The organism is Thermoactinomyces intermedius, from assembly GCF_013912365.1.
Classification (GTDB): Bacteria; Bacillota; Bacilli; order Thermoactinomycetales; family Thermoactinomycetaceae; genus Thermoactinomyces; species Thermoactinomyces intermedius.
This window is the reverse complement of record NZ_JACETT010000008.1, coordinates 1-18,201: the sequence shown is the minus strand read 5'-3', so window position 1 is coordinate 18,201 and position 18,201 is coordinate 1. Positions and strand designations below refer to the sequence as shown.

Below are 18,201 nucleotides of genomic sequence, written 5' to 3'. Positions count from 1 at the left end.
ATTTAATAATATATTAATAAAAATAATGTTTTGCTTGTAATCATTTATTTTTATAAATAATAACACCGTCAAAAAAACAAGTCCCGGCTGAAAAAATGTGTGCAAAAGAATAAAATTGATAAAAAATTCGCATCTGCAAATTTTACAAAATTGTGTTGAAAAAAGTACGATTTATGTAATATTATATGGAAAAGGAAGAGTTATGACGACGGTTTTTACAAGGGGGGAGGATGTCTGCTCCCATTTTTGATAAAGAAGTGATTGGAGCCGGGCGGATGAATGGCCGCCTGATGCTTGACTGAACCGGTTTGGCATGGAGTTTTTCTTTCGCTGTTTATTTTTAATGAGGGACAGGAGGGATTGAAGTGAAAGATCCCAAACAAATTTTAGAGTCGTTTCGTACAGATGTTCAGTCGCGAAACCTTTACTCCAGCCTGTTGAGGCAGTTTGACCTTGAATATCCCAATCCGAGGGGAAACCGGCGCAAACCCAAGCCGTTGGCGGGAAAAAACGTGAATCAGATGGCGGCGGCGTTGTCGGTTTGCCTTGTGACGGGCTTGTCGGCAGGAGTGGGAACCGCTTTTGCCAACAGCGATTTCGGACCCGGCCAACATCCGCTGGATGAGCCTCCGAGCAAGTTGGACCGGAAAATCGAGCAACCGCAGTTTGAAGGAAAAGAATTGGAAAGAAATTTGTCGGATCAACCGGTGGAATTGGAAAATAAGCAAGAAACCCCGAAACCTGAAAAGGATCATCAACCAACAGAGAAAGAATTTCCCTCCATGAAAGAAATTCCTGAAGACATCGGCAAAGCGGTCATTCCATCCGATTCCCCAAAAGTGAAGGAAAAAGAAGCGGTATCATCCGATAAACCATCAGACATGGAAAATTCATCCTCTGACGAGAAGCGTCCGCCCGTGTCGAATCTTCAAGAAGTTCCCAAAGCATCCGCACAACCCGAATCCCGACAGCAAGAGGAAGTGAAACCATCCGAAGTACGGAAAGAAAGCCCGGTGGCAAACCAGGTTGTCTCCGAAGTGACGAAGCCAAAAGAGTCCATCGAGGAGAAGCAATATTCGCCCAAAGCGGCAAACGCTGAAAATAATGAAAACGACGGGTCTGAGACCAAACAGTTGGCGGCAGCCGGTGACGGGGAACAAAATCAGAAGCAAAACCGGCCGCAAACGGAAGAAGGAGGGGTTTTGCCGGATACCGCCGGGAATGACTTGAACGGCGTTTTGTTGGGAAGCGCTTTGTCCATGCTGGGCTCTGTTTACGTTCTCCGCAAGAATAAGGTGGAATCGTCTTGAAATGGGACAAAGCCGTCGCGCTCTCGATCGTGATTCTGGGAGCCTTTTATGCCGGTTATTCAGGGGTTTCGTATTTCCTGAAACGGCAAACGGTGGAAACCACGTCGGAGGCCGTTTCCCAAGCGGTGGTGGAGACCGGAAACGTTTCTTCCCCGCAAGAGGATTGGCTGATCGTCCCCGAGGAGAAAAGGCCAAAGAAAGGGGAACATTTTGCTGATTTGATCATTCCCGGGTTGGAGGCCAAAATGCCGATCATTGAGGGAACGCATGAGGATGAGCTGGACAAAGGAGTCGGGCATTTTGCCGGGAGTGTGCTTCCGGGGGAACCGGATAACGCCGTTTTATCGGGACACCGGGACACGGTGTTCCGTAAAATCGGCCGGTTGAAACCGGGAGATTCGTTGATCGTCCAATCTGAATACGGCAAATTTGCATATACGATTACCAAAACGTGGATCACCACCCCGGATGACCGCACGGTGATCGTTCCGCATGAAAAACCGGTACTCACTCTGACAACCTGCTATCCGTTCACATATGTCGGGCCGGCTCCAAAACGATACATTATCCAGGCAGAAAAAATGATAAAACTTGAGTGACTTCTCAGATCATTAAGGAGGAGAAAAATGGAACGGCCGATCATTCGCCGCAAGATTCCGAGGATTTTGTTTTGGCTGCTCATTATTTACACGGCATGTGTTTCCACGGTGGTTTTGGCCATTCAATTCGGCTTGATTCAATTGCCCCCGCGCCAATTGGAAGCAGCCGGAGAACCTGCACAGAAAAACACGCAGCCTGTCATCGGGGAACTGGCTTTTGCAGAACAATTCGCCAGAGAATATCTCTTTTGGACGCAAGGCAAAGAGGAATCCAGGGCAGAGCGGTTGAAACCCTTTTGGAAACCGAATATGGATGTGCAAGGGGGGCTTGATTTTAAACAGGTTCAGTGGAATTCTTATGCCCGCAACGTGAGTGCATGGGCGGTCAAAGAAAGGGATGACCGGTCCGGTGTGACGGAAGTGACGGTGTATGCCGAAACCATTCTGAGCAACGTGAACAATCCCAATGACCAAAAGAGAGTGGACCGGTATATGATTGTTCCCGTCAAGAAAGCCGGTGAGTCCTATCTTGTCGTGGGATACCCCCGTTTTATCCCGCCGCCGGTTGCCAAGGCACCCGCTGAGGAGGAAGAGAACCGGAAAGAAAGTGGCGGGGAAGCGGTGGATCAAAAGGTTCGTGACGAAGTGGAACAGTTCATGAAATCTTTTTGGAAGGTGTATACCACCGGAACATCTGAAGAAATCGCTTATTTTGAAAAAAATAATCAATCTTTGCCGGGTTTGACCGGAATCTTGTCATTTTCCGAGATGAAACAGCTTACCGTCCGCAAAAAACAGGATGTCTATCTTGCCGATTGTGATGTCTTGCTGGAGGATCTGGCTTCGGGAGCCAAGATCACGGATCATTACCGCTTTGAGCTCGTCAAAGAAGGCGGACGTTGGTATGTAATCAGTATGGAACAAGGAGAGGTCTGACGAGATGACACACATGATGTTACTGGTAGCAGGCCCTGGCGAAAAACTCCAGGAAACGCTCGGGGCGGAAATTGGATCGTTGTTTTTTCTGGCAGTGATTTTTATCAGTTTGACACTGTTTTGGAAACGCGCATTTACTGCATTCATCGGTTTTGCGTTGTTTGCGATGCTGGTCAGCGTCTTCATTTTCCAACCTGAATTGATTTCATCACTGGGCTCCGACGGATTTCGCTGGTTGTTCGAGGCCTATTTGAAATGAAGCAAATTCGTGTGTACAACCAGGTTTTTCGCATTGAAAAAACCGTCTATTCCATACAGGGAATCCATTTACCATTACCGGTATCTTACCGGCAAATGGCGTTTTTTGTCGGAGCCTTGATTGTGATGGTGATTTTAAACAAATTTCCGCCGGTCAGCTGGATCGATTTTTTTCTTGTGAAATTTGTGGGGATTCCGGCCCTGGTTTCTTGGTTTTTCACAAGAAAAACGCTGGATGGCAAAGCGCCGCACCGGTTTATCATACGATGGATCGAACATTTTTTCAGTCCGCATCACTTTGCGCGTTACAAGGAAATTGAAAAACCCAGAGATCATGTTTATCAATACGAAGGGGAAGTATCATACCGATTTGCATCCAGGAGGGAGTTGCCGTGACGCGCATACCTTTTCCCGTGAAATATTTTGAAGACAACTTGGTTTTCGGGCAAGATGGAGCCGTTTACGCTTATTACGAATTACAGCGGTTTAACTATGATTATCGGTCAATGGATGATAAGCTCAGCCTCCATGCGAATTTGGAGGCTTTTTATTGGAATATCCATGCGGATACGCACGCATTGGTGGTACCTCAGTACCAAAGCCTGGAAGAACAGCGCCGGGTGATGGAGGCAGGTTTGTGTGACGAATTGAAAGAGACGGGAAAAAAGCATATTCAGGCGGCAGTGGAACATTTACGCGGAAAAGAAATACACCAAAATCGTTTTTTTATGGGGGTCAAGTTGAAACCGGCCACGGTCAAAGGGCTTTCTTTTTTAAATGAGCTCCGGTATATCTGGAAAGATTTTAAAAGGTATTTAAACAATCAGGCCGGAACGGATGCCCCGGAAATTTTTGAAGAGGAAATCCAGGCGTATCGTGTGCAGGAGGAAATGATTTTTTCCAGGATCAATGGTTATTTGCGTGCCAGACGTGTGGATACCGCTGATCTGGAATGGCTGATCCGACGGGGATTTTATCGCGGGATCGGGGAAGCGCCGCGGCGGAAAGACTGGAAACCCAAGGCCCTTCCGGCAGAAGTCAAAGGGAAAAAAGGAATCCGTCCGGCCAGGGATATTTTGACATTGGCGGAAGGCCGGTTTGATGATTCACACGGCCGGAATTTGATCGTTGAACAACACGTGTCGGGAAAAACCAAAAAAGGATATATGGCTTTTCTGACGATTTCCCACATCCCTGATAAATCGCCTTTCCCGGGATTGGAATGGTTATATCACCTGCAAAACCTTTCGTTTCCCGTGGAGGCCTCGGTCCGGACGGAGACGATCGAATACGCCAAAGCGTTATCCCAGGTGTTGAAGAAGAAAAAAGAACTGAAAGCCGAGGACGAACACGCGGCGGAAAGCGGCGTGGAAACCGCATATCACATTTTGCACAGCCGCCAGGATGCCAATGAACTGGAAAACCATTTGCGTACCGACAAATTTCCATTAATCACAACTTCTGTCGTTTTATGTGTCTACGCTTCTTCACCCGAAGAGTTGAATTTACGGATTCAGCTGGTGAAGGATTTGTACAGCGACATGATGATTCAGGTGGAAGTTCCCTATGGAGACCAATGGCGTGGGTTTAACGAATTCATTCCCGGTGCGAAAAGGTACATCCATGACTATATTCATTACATGGAACCGGCTGCCGTGGCCGCCGGCATGATCGGAGCCACCCGACAGCTCGGGGACGGACAAGGTCATTTTATCGGGATGTCCCGCAATTTGCCGGTCTTTTTCCAACATGACCGGGGACCCAAGGATAAAAAGTTAAGCACGACGGCATCCGCCGCATTTATCGGGGCGTTGGGGGCCGGAAAATCGCTGGGTGCCAACTTGCTTGCCTATCAAGCACTGTTAAACGGCGCCAAAGTGCTGATTTTCGACCCCAAAGATGAACGGGCGCACTGGGTGGATGCGCTGCCGGAATTAAAGGACATGACCCGGGTGGTCACCCTGCGGGCAAGCCGTGAAGACCGCGGGAAGCTGGATCCGTTGGCGGGCGTGGTCAGTCCGTCCGAAAAACAAGCGGCGGGCGAGACCGCCAAAAAAATATTGCAGTTTCTGGCGCGGTCTGAAGACGGCACATATGAGGCGATTGTGATCGGAAAAGCTGTCGATGAAGTGTTGAAACATCCGGAACCGAGCATGATGAAAGTCATTGATCAATTGCGTGAGGTGACCAAAGAAGCTCCGGAAAAACGGCAGGACAGCCTGGAAGAGATTGTGGATGTGTTAAGTTATCTGGCGACGTCCGGGCAAGGCCAACTGTTGTTCGGGGACGGCACGCAAAAGGCCATTGATCTGTCCATGCGTTTGACCATTTTGCAGGTGGAGGATTTGAAACTTCCGGATGAAAGCAAATCCGATTATGGCCGGATGGCCATTGCCCTCTTGATGGCGATTTCCGATTTTTCCCGCCGCTTTTCCAACCAGTCTTCAAATGAGTTTAAGCTGGTGTTGTTTGATGAATCATGGCGGTTGGCCAAAGTCAGTGAAGGAAGAGCGATTTTGGAAGAATTGGTACGGACCGGACGCAGCAAAAACGCCGCCATTTACTTAATCAGCCAGAACGCCAAAGATTTGTTGGGAGAAGAGATTCGGTCCAATCTGGGGTGCCGGTTTGTTTTCCGGTGCCGGGATGCGAAAGAGGCGGAAGCGGCCTGCCACATCCTCGGCATTGAACCGAATGAAGAAAACATTGAAACGATCCGGAGCTTGCCGACCGGAACCTGTTTAATGTCCGATTTGGAGAAGCGGGTGAATGAAGTCGAAATCCGCGTGCTGGAAGAGCGGCTGTTTGAGGCTTTCGACACCCGTCCCGGTTTCAGGAAGCAAAAACAACCCGAAGATGTGCAACTGGATGCATATCAATCTGTCCCATAAAGGGGTTTCCGATAAAGAATAAAGCGGAGGAGACCTGCTCGATGAACAGAAGACAAAATCTGCTAAGATTTCTTGTCGTTTTCATACTGATCGCCGGCATGTTGGGAAATCATCCCGTCACCATGGCGCAGGAAGAGCAAGAGCAGCAGCAAAAATCGGATGGCTACAGCCTGATCACCGATTTGTTGACGATTTTCCCGAAGGAACAAGTTGAAAAAGCCAAAGCCAAAGGATATGACGTACGGTTTGCCAAATATCAGCCCAGCCAGTACAACCTTGAAATTTATACCGAAGAGACGTCCATGTTTGAATGGGATGCCAAAATATCCAATCAGGCGTACATTCTGCTCAATGAGATTAACAACTTTATCTGGCAAGCGTTGTTGTCGTGGAACTTTACCGTGATTTTGATTGTGGAGAATGCCTTTTCCCTTGATGTGGTCGACCAGTTTGCCGATGCCGTGGAAAAAGCGGTTCAGCAATTGGCCGGTTTTACCGGGGCGGGTTACGGAGACACAGGGCTGATGGGCAACTTTATGACATTGATGATCATTATTGCCGGTGCCTGGATTGCTTACAAAGGATTGATTAAGAAAAACACGACGGAAGCGCTGACCGGCATGCTCACCAGTGTGGCTGTATTGATCCTGGGGATCGCTTTTTTTGCCAATGCCGGCAGTGTGATGAAATATTTGAATGAAATCAGCAGCGGACTGAGCCAGGAGTTGATGGGCGTCGGCATTGAATTTCAGGAAGACCTCGATGAAGACGAGATGAATTATCCAGCGGAGGTTTCGTCCCTGGTCATTTCCGACAAGCTCTACAATATGATGGTTTATGAGCCTTACATCATGTTGCAGTATGCCAAAACTTCCAATGATTCCGAGTTGACCCAGGGAAGAATCGAAAAGATCCTGGCCTTTAAACCCGGAAGTACGGCGCGGGAACAGGCCGTGGAATACGAGGCCAAAGAAATGAACAACCCGATGGTGAAAAAAGACGGGGTATTCCAACGCTTAACCTTGTTGATCCTGCTCTGTGTTTCCCATTTTATCCTGGGATTGCTCTTTTTCATCATTGCCGGGGCGATGATTGTGTATCAATTTTTGTTCGTGCTGATTGCCTTGTTTGCCCCCTTCGCCTTTTTGATCGCGTTAAATCCGTCTTGGTCAAGTGTGGCCGTCAGTTGGTTTAAAAAGTTTGTCGGTTACCAGTTGATCAAATTGATCATCGGTGTTTTCTTCAGCATGTTGCTTACCATCTCGCAATTCCTCTATCAAATGAGTCCGCCGGAACGGGTGGGTTATATCTGGACCATCGCCATGCAACTGATCTTGGTGATTGGAGTCATTTGGAAACGGGAGGAATTGTTCAGCATCATGAAAGCCCCCATGGGCAAAATCGATGACAGCTTAAAAGGGCAATTCAATATTCAAATTCCGATCCAACAGATGACCAAGTACACCCAAACACTCGCACAACAAGCCGGAAAAATCAAAGTGCGGAAATAGCTGCTGTTTTGCATCGGCGGTTTTGGCAAGCAGGAGGGAAAATGATTGTTTAACACAAATTTGCCCAGTGGACGCCGTCGCCTGTTTTTACTGGTTTTGTTTGTTTTTGTGGTTGCCGGGTTTTCAGCCAAGTATTTGCTGATCCATCTTGGCTGGGTGGGAAATGCCGGTCAGCAGGAAAAAAATCCCCAGGCCCGGCCGGAGCAAACCGCAAATCCGGCGGAAGTGTTGCCCGCTTTGTCACCGGAAGAGCTCCAAAAGGCGCGACAAACGGCAGATGCTTTCATGCGGGCTTATGCGAACCGCAATACGGATGAAGCGGACCGGTGGCTTCAGTCCGTGAAGCCTTATGCCTCGGATTCCTTGTTGGCCTTGCTCAAGGAGGAGACAAATTTCCTGAAAGAAAAAGGTGTGAAATTCATCAGTGCGTTGAAAGAAATCCGCAATCTCCAATGCCAGGAGCAATCGGGTGAAGTCCGGTGTTTGGCAGAAACCGTCACCGAAGAAAGCGAGAACGGAAAAACCATTCCCATCGAGCGGGTTTATCAGGTGACATTGACGGAGCAAAACGGAAATTGGATTGCACAGGAGGTGGAAGTGCGTGGAAGTTTTGACTAGACCGGAACTTTCCGCCTTCCGCCGCCGCAAGCCCCGGAGAAAACAGGGGATGTCCCGGAACGTCAAAGGGTTTGCCTTGCTTTGCTTGTTGGGGCTGGCCACATTTGTTTTCTTTTTCATTTCCGTTTTGGGAGCAGTGTTTGTCAGTTTGTTTTCATCTTCTTCTTCCGAAACGAACCGGATGGAACAATGGGACGTGGCGGAAAGTTTTCCGAAAGAGGCGGAAGCCTATTTGCCCATCTATCAGGAAGCCGGAAAAAAATACGGCGTGCCTTGGCAAATCCTTGCTGCCATCCACAAAGTGGAGACCGATTTCGGCCGGGATTTGAGTGAAAGTTCCAAAGGGGCGCGGGGCCACACCCAATTCATGGATAAGACGTGGGTCGGATGGGATTACCCGGGCGGAACGCGTTTGGGGGATTTGCCGGATTCCGTGGATATCACGGATCCGAAGTTGATTGAAAAATACGGGGGATATGGGATTGATGGGGATCAGGACGGCAAAGCGGATCCGAACAACCCTGTCGATGCCATTTATTCCACCGCCTATTATTTAGCGAGAAATTATCAGGAGGGAAAAGATTGGTTTGCCCGGGGCGGACCCGTCTGGCAATACAATCATGACTATGAGAATTATGTGCTGAAAGTCAAGGAATATGCTGAATCCTTTGCCAAGCCGGTGATTTCGAAAGCAACCGGCCTTGCTTCCGGCGGGTTTCTCTGGCCGGTGGAAGGGGGAGAAGTGACGTCCCCGTTTGGGCTCCGCTTTCACCCCTTGAAAAAGGTGTACCGAAAACACGAAGGAATTGATATCGCCAAACCTTTGGGATCCCCCATTTATGCCAGCAATGGCGGTGTGGTGGTGGAATCGGGGAAATCCAGCGGGTATGGCTGGAAGATTGTGATTGATCACGGAAACGGCTACCGGACCTTGTATGCCCATATGTATCCGCAAGATGTTCAAGTCCGTGTCGGACAGGAAGTCAAAAAAGGGGATGTGATTGCCAAAGTGGGTTCCAATGGGTGGAGCACCGGTCCCCATTTGCATTTTGAAATTTTGAAAGACGGGCAAGTGGTTGATCCGATGAAAATTGTGAAAAAATGAATCCTTGCTCCGGTTTGGGGAAGGAAAAGAAGGACAACGGGAGAATGCCTGATACAGGACTGGACGGAGTGAAAAGAAAGGTGGGGTTGGATTGTTTCCTTGGAATAATGTTCCCAAGGGCGGTGAAGAGCAGATGCGACAGGTCGCCAAATGGTTTTTTTACGCGATTATCGGCGTTGCATCTGTGATCGGGATCTTGTATTTGTGGAAGTTTCTTGCAGAGTTGTTCGGGGAAAGTGATCAAGCCAAAACGGCGGGAAAAGCGACCAACTGGGCATGGGATACACTCTCATCCATCGGAATCTGGGCGCTTGCCGTGCTTCCTTGGTTGATTTTACTCGTGATTTTGATTGTCATTGCCATTTTGGCCGGGCGTTGGTCCACCAAATCCCATTATCGGAGCCGGGCCAAAAGGGGAGTGAAATATTTACGCATTCTGCCTTCGTACGACACCGAACTCGATTTGGATAAAATCTCAGAATTGACAAGAACTTTCGGGAGCATGATTCGTCCGATCCGTATGCGGATCCAATACGGGCGCCCTTGGTTCCGCTGGCGATTTGCCATTCCGGAAGGCAGCAACCAAATTGGCATTTACCTGGCTTACCCCGAGGACAAAGAGAATAGTGTAAAGGACACCTTGCGCAGTGTTTATCCTTCTGCAGAGTTGCATGATATCAAGGAAGAAGAATTCCCCACCCCGAAAAAAGGGGGAATCGGCGGACACTTCATCTTTAAATTCAAAACCAAAGGGTATCCCTTGACCTCGTTGCTCCAAAGCAAACAGAGCCAATTGGGAAGCATTTTAAACTGTCTTCGTTCCGGAACCTATTTGGATTTGCAATTTTCCCCGGTCAGCTGGCGGGCTGTGGAGGAACGTTCGGGAAGTGCCCGGAGCCTGTTGACCAGCAAAAAGAACAAAGACATGGGACCGGAAGAGCGGATCCGTCGCGCCGGGTTGATTCAACGCTTGACCGGGCGTGAACTTTCCTTTCAAGTGCGCCTTTCGATCTGGTCCAATCACGAAAATGCGGAAGCGGTGGTCCGTTCCACGGCAGAGTCGGTTCAAACCGCGATGAAGTATGACGGGGAACTCCGTTTTATCCGCCAACCTTGGTGGAATCCCATGAAAGACAACAACCTGGTTCCGATTCCCTGGCCGTTGACCTTGATGGCTTGGACGTCGGATGAGATTTCGAGCTTGTTCCATTTGCCTCCGGCCAATCATTACATTTATCGTCCTCCGGCAGAAGATGGCCCCAACGCGCGGGGATATGTGGCGCATTTGCAGGAAAACGAAAGGACATTGGAGCCGGGCGAATTGACCGAGGGCGTGAAAATCGGAAAATTGAAACATCCTTTTGATGACCGGGAAGTGCGCGTCAACTTCGAACAGCTGAACAAACATTTTGTTTTAACGGGTGCCAGCGGCATGGGGAAATCCAGTGTCGCGATGGATATGGTTCAGTCGCTTTTGGATGAGTGGTTTGACAATCCGGATAAAAGCCCGGGATTCACTATTATTGACCCGGCCAAAGAGTTGGTGGCGATCATTGAAAACCGTTTGCGCATCGCAGAAAAATTCGGTGTGAAGTTCCCCCGGGAGAAAATCCATCACCTGAATCTGTCGGATGATACCACTCAACTTCCGGCATTGAATATGCTTCATCGTCCGGAAAACGTCACGCCCGGACAGATGGCCCATCAGTTGGCCACCATCTTGGTGGACTTTGAATTTAAAGAAGAATCCATTGAACGCTCGCGCCGGCTCGTTGAAATTGCGGTGCAGAGCCTGTTGGAAGATGAGGAAACCCATACGATTTTGGGCATCGATGATCTGTTCAGAAACCATCAGTTCAGGGAAAAAGTGGTCAAAAACGTGCAAGATCCTTATATCAAACGTTTCTGGGCCAACACCGATGAGCAGGAAATCAGAAGAGAAGTGGAGCCGGTATTGTACCGGTTGGACCGGATCTTGCAACATTCCACGCTCCGCCGTCTGTTCTGCCAAAAAGGGTTGAGTCTGGATCCCCAAAAGTATATGGATGAAGGGCATATTGTCCTGATTGACACCAATGGAATCAAGGACTACAACTTGCGGGTTCTGGTCGGTTATTTGATCAACCTTTACTATCAGGCAGCGCGAAAACGGAGCACTTCTTCCAAATTCCATTTAATGTTGGTGGAAGAAGCCCATATGATTCAAATTCCGCTCATTACCGAGATTTTGCAAGAGGATAAAAAATATCCGTTTGGACTGGGGCTTGTGACCAGGGAGATCGATCACTTCGAAAACCACGAATTGATGCAAGCGATCCGTTCCTATATCGGGATGGTCATCAGTTGCGGCCAGACGGAAGGTTCGGATGAAGTGGAAAGCCTGACGCGGAAATATATCAAAACCAGTCTGGTGGAATCGTTGCCTGAACGAAATGCCGCGGTCTACATCCGCTCCAAGCGGAAAGGCCGGAGCGATGTAACGACATGTGTGGTTACCAATGAACCGCCGGTCGTGTACCGGCCTGACGGCAAGCCGGCAGACCATCGCACGGCGGAGAAAGATGAAGCCATGAATTGGGGATTGGAATGGGGTTTAAACGCTCTTCACCATGACGGGGAGACCCGTCCCATTGAGCAAGTGGACAAAGAAATTTCGGATTATATGGATCGTACTTTATATGAAAATCCGCCTTCGGAAAATGCCAACTGATCGTAAGCATAAGGGAACCGGTCCGGTTGAAGGATCGGTTCTTCTCCACTTTTCGACAGAGAGGAAGACAGAAATTGGGCAACCTGATCAAAGCAATCTTTGGGCTTTTTGCCAATCTGATTCCTATTATTGAAACGCTTTTTTTGACGTTTGTGATTGCCAGGTATTTGGAGTCGACTTCCACCGGGATCATTTTGTTTATCGTGTTGATGATCGGTTCGTTTATCTGGCATTCCCTGGTCAAGGGGATTGCCTGGGGGGCCATGGTTTATTTGACGATGACCCAAGGGGATTCCTCCGGCATGCTCTTTGCCGTCATCTTCGCATTGGTGGTCGGGGTTTTGCGTTTTTTCTTGGAAAAATGGTTGCGAAAATAACCGCCAACGTCTTTATTGGATCGTATGTTTTGAAGGGAAAAGTAGAAGAATACTCCTAAACAATTTCACTTGTTTAGGAGTGTCTGTCATGCCCAAAATCCTTGCCGTGGGAACTGCAGTCCCCCCCTATTCCGTGAAACAGGAAGAAGCCCAGGCGTTTGCCAGGGAATTATTTGCCCCGTCTTTTCCGCAAATCGAACGTTACATGTCCGTTTTTGATCACGCTTCCATCCACAACCGGTATATCAGCCAACCGATCTCTTGGTATAAACAACAACACCCGTTCACGGAAAAAAACCGGATTTACGTCGAAACCGCGACCGAACTGGGGGAAAAGGCCATCCGGACGTGTCTGGATAAGCAAGGATGGACTCCAAAGGACATCGATCATTTGGTGTTTGTCTCGACGACCGGGATAGCAACGCCCAGCATGGATGCCCGTTTGATCAACCGGTTGTCGATGAAAAGCGATGTGAAGCGTACCCCGGTTTGGGGATTGGGCTGTGCCGGAGGGGTGGCGGGACTGGCCAAAGCTTATGAATTTGCCAGAGCTAATCCGTCGGAAAAAATATTGCTGCTGGCCGTGGAATGTTGCAGTTTGACCTTTTGTCCTTCGGATCATTCCAAAAGCAACTTGGTGGCCACTTCGTTGTTTGCAGACGGGGCGGCCGCCGTTTTGATCTGCGGGGATCAGGTATCTCTTCCGGACGGGACATTTCCGGAAATTGCCGCGACTCAAAGTTTTTTGTGGCCGGAAACGGAAGAGGTGATGGGATGGGATTTGACCGCAGACGGATTGAAAGTCATTTTTTCCCGCAGCATTCCCGAACTGGTGCTGAAAAAAGCGAAGCCGGTGGTGCAACGGTTTTTTGATGAAGCCGGGGTCCCTTTATCACAAGTTGATGTGTTTTTAACCCACCCGGGCGGGAAAAAAGTGTTGGAAGCTTATCAAAAAGCGTTGAATCTCCCTCCCGGGAGCCTGGACGGAGCCTTTGAAATATTGGCCGGTTACGGCAACATGTCATCAGCGACGGTCTTGTTTCTTTTGGAACGGGAGCTCATGCAACCACATCCTGCGGGAAGTTACGGCCTCATGGCAGCGATGGGCCCGGGTTTCAGCCTGGAATTATCTTTGTTGCATTGGGAAAAGGAGGGATGATCATGCCGGTCCGGGGAAGTTGGCTGTTATGGATCCTAGTCATTGTGCAAAGGCTTTATGAACTGCGGATTGCACAAAAAAACGCCCGGTGGATCCGGGAACAAGGAGGCGTTGAATACGGCGGAAAACATTATCCGTGGCTGGTTTTGATTCATGGATGCTTTTTTCTCAGTTTGCTTTTGGAGGGGCGATGGGGAAGGACAGAGCCGGTTTCATGGTGGTGGGTGCCGTTTCTGTTGTTTTTGGGGGTGCAGGGGTTAAGGATATGGGTGATGCGATCCCTGGGGAAATACTGGAACACCCGGATTTATGTGATTCCGGGCAGAAAACCCCAAAACCGCGGCCCTTACCGCTATATAAGGCATCCGAATTATGTTGTGGTCCTGTTGGAGTTTGTTTTGTTGCCGCTTTGTTTTGGAGCCTACGGCACGTTAATCGTTTTTCCCCTCGTAAACTTCCTGTTTTTGTATTTGATCCGCATTCCGGCGGAAGAAAAAGCTTGGCAAATGTATGGGGAAGACCCGGATGAAATCATGAAGAAACACCGTTTTTTCCCTTCGTTTCAGAAATAAAAAATCCCCCGGGCGGGGGATGATGTCAGCCTGTCCGACGGGCGGACCCGCTTTTTTCCCAGCAATCGGCATTGGTCAGGTCTTGGATCTGATCGCTGGTGAAACTCGGGTTTTTCCCTTCTTTCAGTTGTTGATGATAGTTTTGGAGCACGGCAAACGCCACTTTTCCCAAGAGGAGGATGGCAATCAGGTTGAGTATCGCCATCAAGCCCATAAATAAATCGGCCAAATCCCAAACGACTTGAACTTGAGTGACAGAGCCCCAAATGACCATGGCAACCACGGCCAAACGGTAAATCAAAAGCCAAGTTTTGTTTTCGCGAATAAATTCGATATTGGTTTCCCCGTAATAGTAGTTCCCGATCAAAGAGGAGAAAGCAAACAGGAAAATGCTGATGGTCAAAAAGTGTTCCGCCCACACGCCTACTTGCTGGTTCAAAGCCAATTGGGCAATTTCAATGCCGGAAAGGTTGTCGTGAGTAAACGCGCTGGAGAACAAGACAATCATGCTTGTACAACTGCAGATGATCAACGTATCCACAAAGACGCCGAGAGCTTGAATCATCCCTTGTTTGGCGGGATGTGAAACCGTGGCGGTTGCCGCCGCGTTCGGTGCACTTCCCATCCCGGCTTCATTGGAAAAGAGTCCGCGCTTGATTCCCTGCATCATGGCCGCACCGATTCCGCCGCCGACGGCTTGTTCCAGCCCGAAGGCACCGGCGAAAATTTGCTTGAATACGGCCGGCAACTGCGTAATGTTTGTCAACACGACATAAAGAGCGAGCAAAATATAGATGACTGCCATGACCGGAACCATCCACTCCGTGATACGGGCCACCCGTTTGACACCACCGAAAATAATAACCGCAAAAACCACAGCAATAATGAGTCCGAGTACGGCCCGGTTGATGCCGTAGGTGGATTCAAAAGCCACCGTAATGGTGTTGGCCTGTACGGAGTTGAAGACAAGCCCGAAGCACAGGGTGATCAGGATTGCAAACAAAATCCCCATCCACCGTTTGTTGAGTCCTTTTTCCATATAATAAGCGGGTCCGCCGCGAAACGTATCCCCGTCCTTCACTTTATAAACTTGCGCCAGGGTTGCTTCGATGAATGCGGAGGCACTGCCGATGATGGCAATCAGCCACATCCAAAAAACAGCACCCGGACCGCCGATTGCAATCGCCATGGCGACACCGGCAATATTCCCGACGCCGACACGGGACGCCGTACTGATACAAAATGCCTGAAACGATGAAATCCCGTCTTTTTTTCCCATTCCTTCGCCGAGCAAACGAAACATTTCTTTGATAAACCGGAACTGGACAAAGCGGGAACGAATGGTAAAATATAAACCCGCAACAATTAACAAAGCCACAATGACATACGTCCATAACACATCATTGATTGCCAGTACATACTTGTCTAATAGATCGACCATCCGATCACCTCTGTTCAAGAAATTTACACATTTACACAATTTATTTTATATCACAAAAAAATACATTTCGTCATTGGATGAATATAACAATCCAAATGAACAGAGGTGATTAATTGGAAGATGAATTGTTTTCAAATCCTTCCGACAAATTTCTTTTCTTGGTTCGTTGGTATACATCATGGGGATTGCGGGGCTTTTGGGCGATGCGAAATCCGACGGCAACAAAATAGATGGTTTTTTTTTCGGGAATATACCGGTAGATCAATCGGAGATCAGGGCGTTGTCTTTTGCGGGGTCGTGCGACGGAAAAAAATTTTTTCTTCCGGAATCCGGTCAGCGGGGGATATTTCAACCGGGCGGCTTTGTAAGGGTTTCGGATGACTTGGACAATGGCGCGGTCCAGTTGGATCAAAAATTCCTTGAATCGTTTTCGTCCCAACCTGCTGGCGATGAATAACAAGTCGTCGCGAAATTGCGGGTGATACTTTTCAATCATGAGGACGATGATCCTTTGTCGATCGTTTGTTCAAAGAAGGCAAGGCGGGACATTTGTTCCGGCTTTTCCAGCCATTGGGTTTCCGGAAGCCGGCTCCGTTCCTGCAACATTTCGTTCCATTTCATGTCCTCCAAAATTTCCTCCAGTTCTTCCAAACGGTGCATCAGCTGTTCATACGTCTTTATATCCAGAATCACGGCCCGCAACTGATTGTCATGGACCAATCCGAGCTTTTTGCAGGTGTTCAACAGATCATCAAAGAGGTGGCGGTTATTCATTTCCTTGAGCTCGCTGGTGGAAATCAGTTCATTTTGAGCAAAAGGTTTGGACACGGGATCGAACACCTCCGTTTCTGTTATAAGTCTATTATACCTTTTATCGGGTAATTCATGAATATTTTGCTTTTACTGAAACAGAATAATACATCACGGCATGAAAACGGGTTCCATGCCGTGACAAACCGGTCAGTTGCCGATCCGGCGCTGTGCATATTTGGCCAGTGCCGGATGATGGGTTTTCAGTTCTTCAAACAAAGATAAAAACGTTTGGCGAATATCCCATTGCGCTTCCGGGGATGTTCGCAAATTGATCAGGTGGTACAGCTCCCACAAACTGGCCGTGGCGGTGACTTGCCGGTGGTGCGCGTTCGTCACCACATAGGCGGCGGCTTCCGGATTCCATGACTCGATGTCTTGGTAGACGTTTTCCGCTTCATGGAGGAAGGATTCAAAACGTTCTTCCAGTCCGGCTTCCCGGATGTGGGGAGGGATGGTATATCCGAGATGAATGGTTGGCAAGCCGTGGCTGAAGTGTGTACGACGGTTGTGACGGAGCAGTTGGTGCCAATTTGCCTCGGAAATGAGCAATTCAAACTGGTAATGAATATGATCAAATTCCCATCGGGGATTGTCAAAAAAGCGCAGTTCGCTTAACGCCGTTTCGGCAATATGTTCCTTTTGTTCTTTGGAATACGAACGGGCTTGTTGCTGTGCTTGCTCATAAGAAAGAGCTGTTTCGCTGATGAGCAGCCGGGTGACCAGTTCCGTCAACGCTTCTTCATAGTCCGGAATGTGAACCATGCGGGCGCGCGGGCCATGAACCGGTTGCAAAGACGGGACTTGCCCGGAGAAAAGTTCTTTCAGCTTTTCTCTGGTGTGCAGCAGATAATCGTTCGGTTTTACATATTTCAACAGCGTCGGGATCACCTGGCTGATTTCCCGTTCCATTTCTTTGGCCAGCTTGCGGCATTCGTCGTAGGGGCTGGACAGAAGCCGGACCAAAGTGTCCCGTAACGCACGTCCGTTGCCGGTCATGCCCAGGTTGGTGAACGTGGCCAAAGTGAGGACATAGCGGGCATCTTCAAACGCGATTTTTTCAATCCGCATCTGGCAGGCGCGTTCCGATTCGCCCGGGTTTTGCGGGATCACCTTCACCAAATATGAGATCAGGCCATCGAGCAATTGCTCATATGTGTCATAAGCTTTGTCCTGCAAAGACAAAAATTTTTCTTTCAACCCGGGGTTTTGTTCCAGAACGGGAGGTACATAAAAATCGCCCCGTTTCGGCCGCTGATAACGCTGGCTGTATTCGGTGAAACTGTTAAACGGGTTGGCCAATTCCAATTCCGCCGATGCCAGCCGGCTGATCTTTTCAATTCCGATGTGTGCAACGGCGTGTTCCGCCACGCTGCTGTGGCCGTAACCGACAACCCATTTTTCATGAAAGCGGGCCGCTTTTTCCGAATGCTCCCGGGCGGCACCGGTCGTCTTCAGATTGACGTTTAATTCTTCATCGGACAACAACTTTCGCAAATTGTCGCGGAAGCTGGCTGAAGAGCGGCTCACATAGGCAAAAATGACGGCAATCACTTCTTCAGGCAAATTAAAAATGGTGTATACATTTTTATCAAGATTGGATACATAATGGGATAAATCGATTTTTTGCTCCTGTTTCATACTTCCACCCTCCCTGTCATTGCCTTACATTCTAGCAAAATTCCTGCCAATGGAAAATGGAGAAAAATGTTGTGAAATGATGTGAGAAAGTTTAAGCTAATTTTGAGCTGACGAAAGGTAGGAGGATGAAGATGACAACCAGATACAAAGTCCTGACGATTGCAGGTTCCGACAGTAGCGGAGGCGCAGGAATCCAAGCAGACTTGAAAACATTTCAGGAACGCGGCGTCTATGGAATGTCAGCCATCACCACCATTGTGGCG

General features: G+C 48.8%; 18 protein-coding genes. 14 read left to right on the top strand and 4 right to left on the bottom strand.

The genetic code is table 11. The features are described from left to right. Positions 1-365 precede the first annotated feature (365 nt). From H1R82_RS02620 to H1R82_RS02560, 13 genes are all read left to right on the top strand, one after another. Positions 366-1,310, top strand: a complete 945-nt coding sequence (locus H1R82_RS02620) for a hypothetical protein (protein ID WP_181732234.1) — start codon at positions 366-368, stop codon at positions 1,308-1,310. Then, positions 1,307-1,909, top strand: a complete 603-nt coding sequence (gene srtD, locus H1R82_RS02615; protein ID WP_232333992.1) for a class D sortase, LPxTATN-specific — start codon at positions 1,307-1,309, stop codon at positions 1,907-1,909. Before H1R82_RS02620 ends, srtD begins: the two co-directional genes overlap by 4 nt. 27 nt (positions 1,910-1,936) lie before the next feature. Beyond that, positions 1,937-2,845: a conjugal transfer protein gene (locus H1R82_RS02610; protein ID WP_181732235.1), complete on the top strand. Its 909-nt coding sequence runs from the start codon at positions 1,937-1,939 to the stop codon at positions 2,843-2,845. 4 nt (positions 2,846-2,849) lie between these two features. Beyond that, entirely contained in the window at positions 2,850-3,104 is a 255-nt protein-coding gene (locus H1R82_RS02605; RefSeq protein ID WP_181821586.1) for a hypothetical protein, read from the top strand. Further along, positions 3,101-3,499, top strand: a complete 399-nt coding sequence (locus tag H1R82_RS02600; RefSeq protein WP_181732237.1) for a TcpE family conjugal transfer membrane protein — start codon at positions 3,101-3,103, stop codon at positions 3,497-3,499. The genes H1R82_RS02605 and H1R82_RS02600 overlap by 4 nt, the downstream gene beginning before the upstream one ends. Continuing rightward, complete coding sequence (locus H1R82_RS14810; protein ID WP_181732238.1) at positions 3,496-5,994, top strand: ATP-binding protein; 2,499 nt, start codon at positions 3,496-3,498, stop codon at positions 5,992-5,994. Before H1R82_RS02600 ends, H1R82_RS14810 begins: the two co-directional genes overlap by 4 nt. A gap of 41 nt (positions 5,995-6,035) precedes the next feature. After that, a complete protein-coding gene (locus H1R82_RS02590; RefSeq protein WP_181732239.1) occupies positions 6,036-7,505 on the top strand; it encodes a CD3337/EF1877 family mobilome membrane protein in 1,470 nt (489 codons plus the stop codon). 45 nt (positions 7,506-7,550) lie between these two features. After that, complete coding sequence (locus H1R82_RS02585; protein WP_181732240.1) at positions 7,551-8,123, top strand: YddI family membrane protein; 573 nt, start codon at positions 7,551-7,553, stop codon at positions 8,121-8,123. Next, the gene (locus tag H1R82_RS02580; protein WP_181732241.1) at positions 8,107-9,228 is read left to right on the top strand and encodes a peptidoglycan DD-metalloendopeptidase family protein; all 1,122 of its coding nucleotides are present in this window, start codon (positions 8,107-8,109) and stop codon (positions 9,226-9,228) included. Before H1R82_RS02585 ends, H1R82_RS02580 begins: the two co-directional genes overlap by 17 nt. Before the next feature lie 91 nt (positions 9,229-9,319). Next, positions 9,320-11,938 carry a helicase HerA domain-containing protein gene (locus H1R82_RS02575; RefSeq protein ID WP_181732242.1) on the top strand — a complete coding sequence of 873 codons (2,619 nt, stop codon included), beginning with the start codon at positions 9,320-9,322 and terminating at the stop codon, positions 11,936-11,938. Between the two features lie 74 nt (positions 11,939-12,012). Then, positions 12,013-12,315 carry a hypothetical protein gene (locus H1R82_RS02570; protein WP_181732243.1) on the top strand — a complete coding sequence of 101 codons (303 nt, stop codon included), beginning with the start codon at positions 12,013-12,015 and terminating at the stop codon, positions 12,313-12,315. 88 nt (positions 12,316-12,403) lie between these two features. Beyond that, positions 12,404-13,474 carry a type III polyketide synthase gene (locus H1R82_RS02565; RefSeq protein ID WP_181732244.1) on the top strand — a complete coding sequence of 357 codons (1,071 nt, stop codon included), beginning with the start codon at positions 12,404-12,406 and terminating at the stop codon, positions 13,472-13,474. 2 nt (positions 13,475-13,476) lie between these two features. Further along, positions 13,477-14,046, top strand: a complete 570-nt coding sequence (locus H1R82_RS02560) for an isoprenylcysteine carboxyl methyltransferase family protein (protein WP_232333991.1) — start codon at positions 13,477-13,479, stop codon at positions 14,044-14,046. Positions 14,047-14,071: 25 nt separating this feature from the next. Here H1R82_RS02560 and H1R82_RS02555 read toward each other — a convergent pair whose 3' ends face one another. The 4 genes from H1R82_RS02555 to H1R82_RS02540 form a co-directional block, all read right to left on the bottom strand. Next, complete coding sequence (locus H1R82_RS02555) at positions 14,072-15,487, bottom strand: alanine/glycine:cation symporter family protein (protein WP_181732246.1); 1,416 nt, start codon at positions 15,485-15,487, stop codon at positions 14,072-14,074. Between the two features lie 109 nt (positions 15,488-15,596). Beyond that, positions 15,597-15,983 (bottom strand): hypothetical protein, encoded by a 387-nt coding sequence (locus tag H1R82_RS02550; RefSeq protein ID WP_181732247.1) that lies wholly within the window; start codon positions 15,981-15,983, stop codon positions 15,597-15,599. Continuing rightward, positions 15,980-16,315 (bottom strand): hypothetical protein, encoded by a 336-nt coding sequence (locus H1R82_RS02545; RefSeq protein ID WP_181732248.1) that lies wholly within the window; start codon positions 16,313-16,315, stop codon positions 15,980-15,982. Before H1R82_RS02545 ends, H1R82_RS02550 begins: the two co-directional genes overlap by 4 nt. Positions 16,316-16,447: 132 nt before the next feature. Then, positions 16,448-17,938 carry an FAD-dependent thymidylate synthase gene (locus H1R82_RS02540; RefSeq protein ID WP_181732249.1) on the bottom strand — a complete coding sequence of 497 codons (1,491 nt, stop codon included), beginning with the start codon at positions 17,936-17,938 and terminating at the stop codon, positions 16,448-16,450. Between the two features lie 131 nt (positions 17,939-18,069). Here H1R82_RS02540 and H1R82_RS02535 point away from each other — a divergent pair. Beyond that, positions 18,070-18,201 (top strand): bifunctional hydroxymethylpyrimidine kinase/phosphomethylpyrimidine kinase (locus H1R82_RS02535; RefSeq protein ID WP_181821584.1); only part of this gene is annotated, 132 nt, incomplete at its 3' end.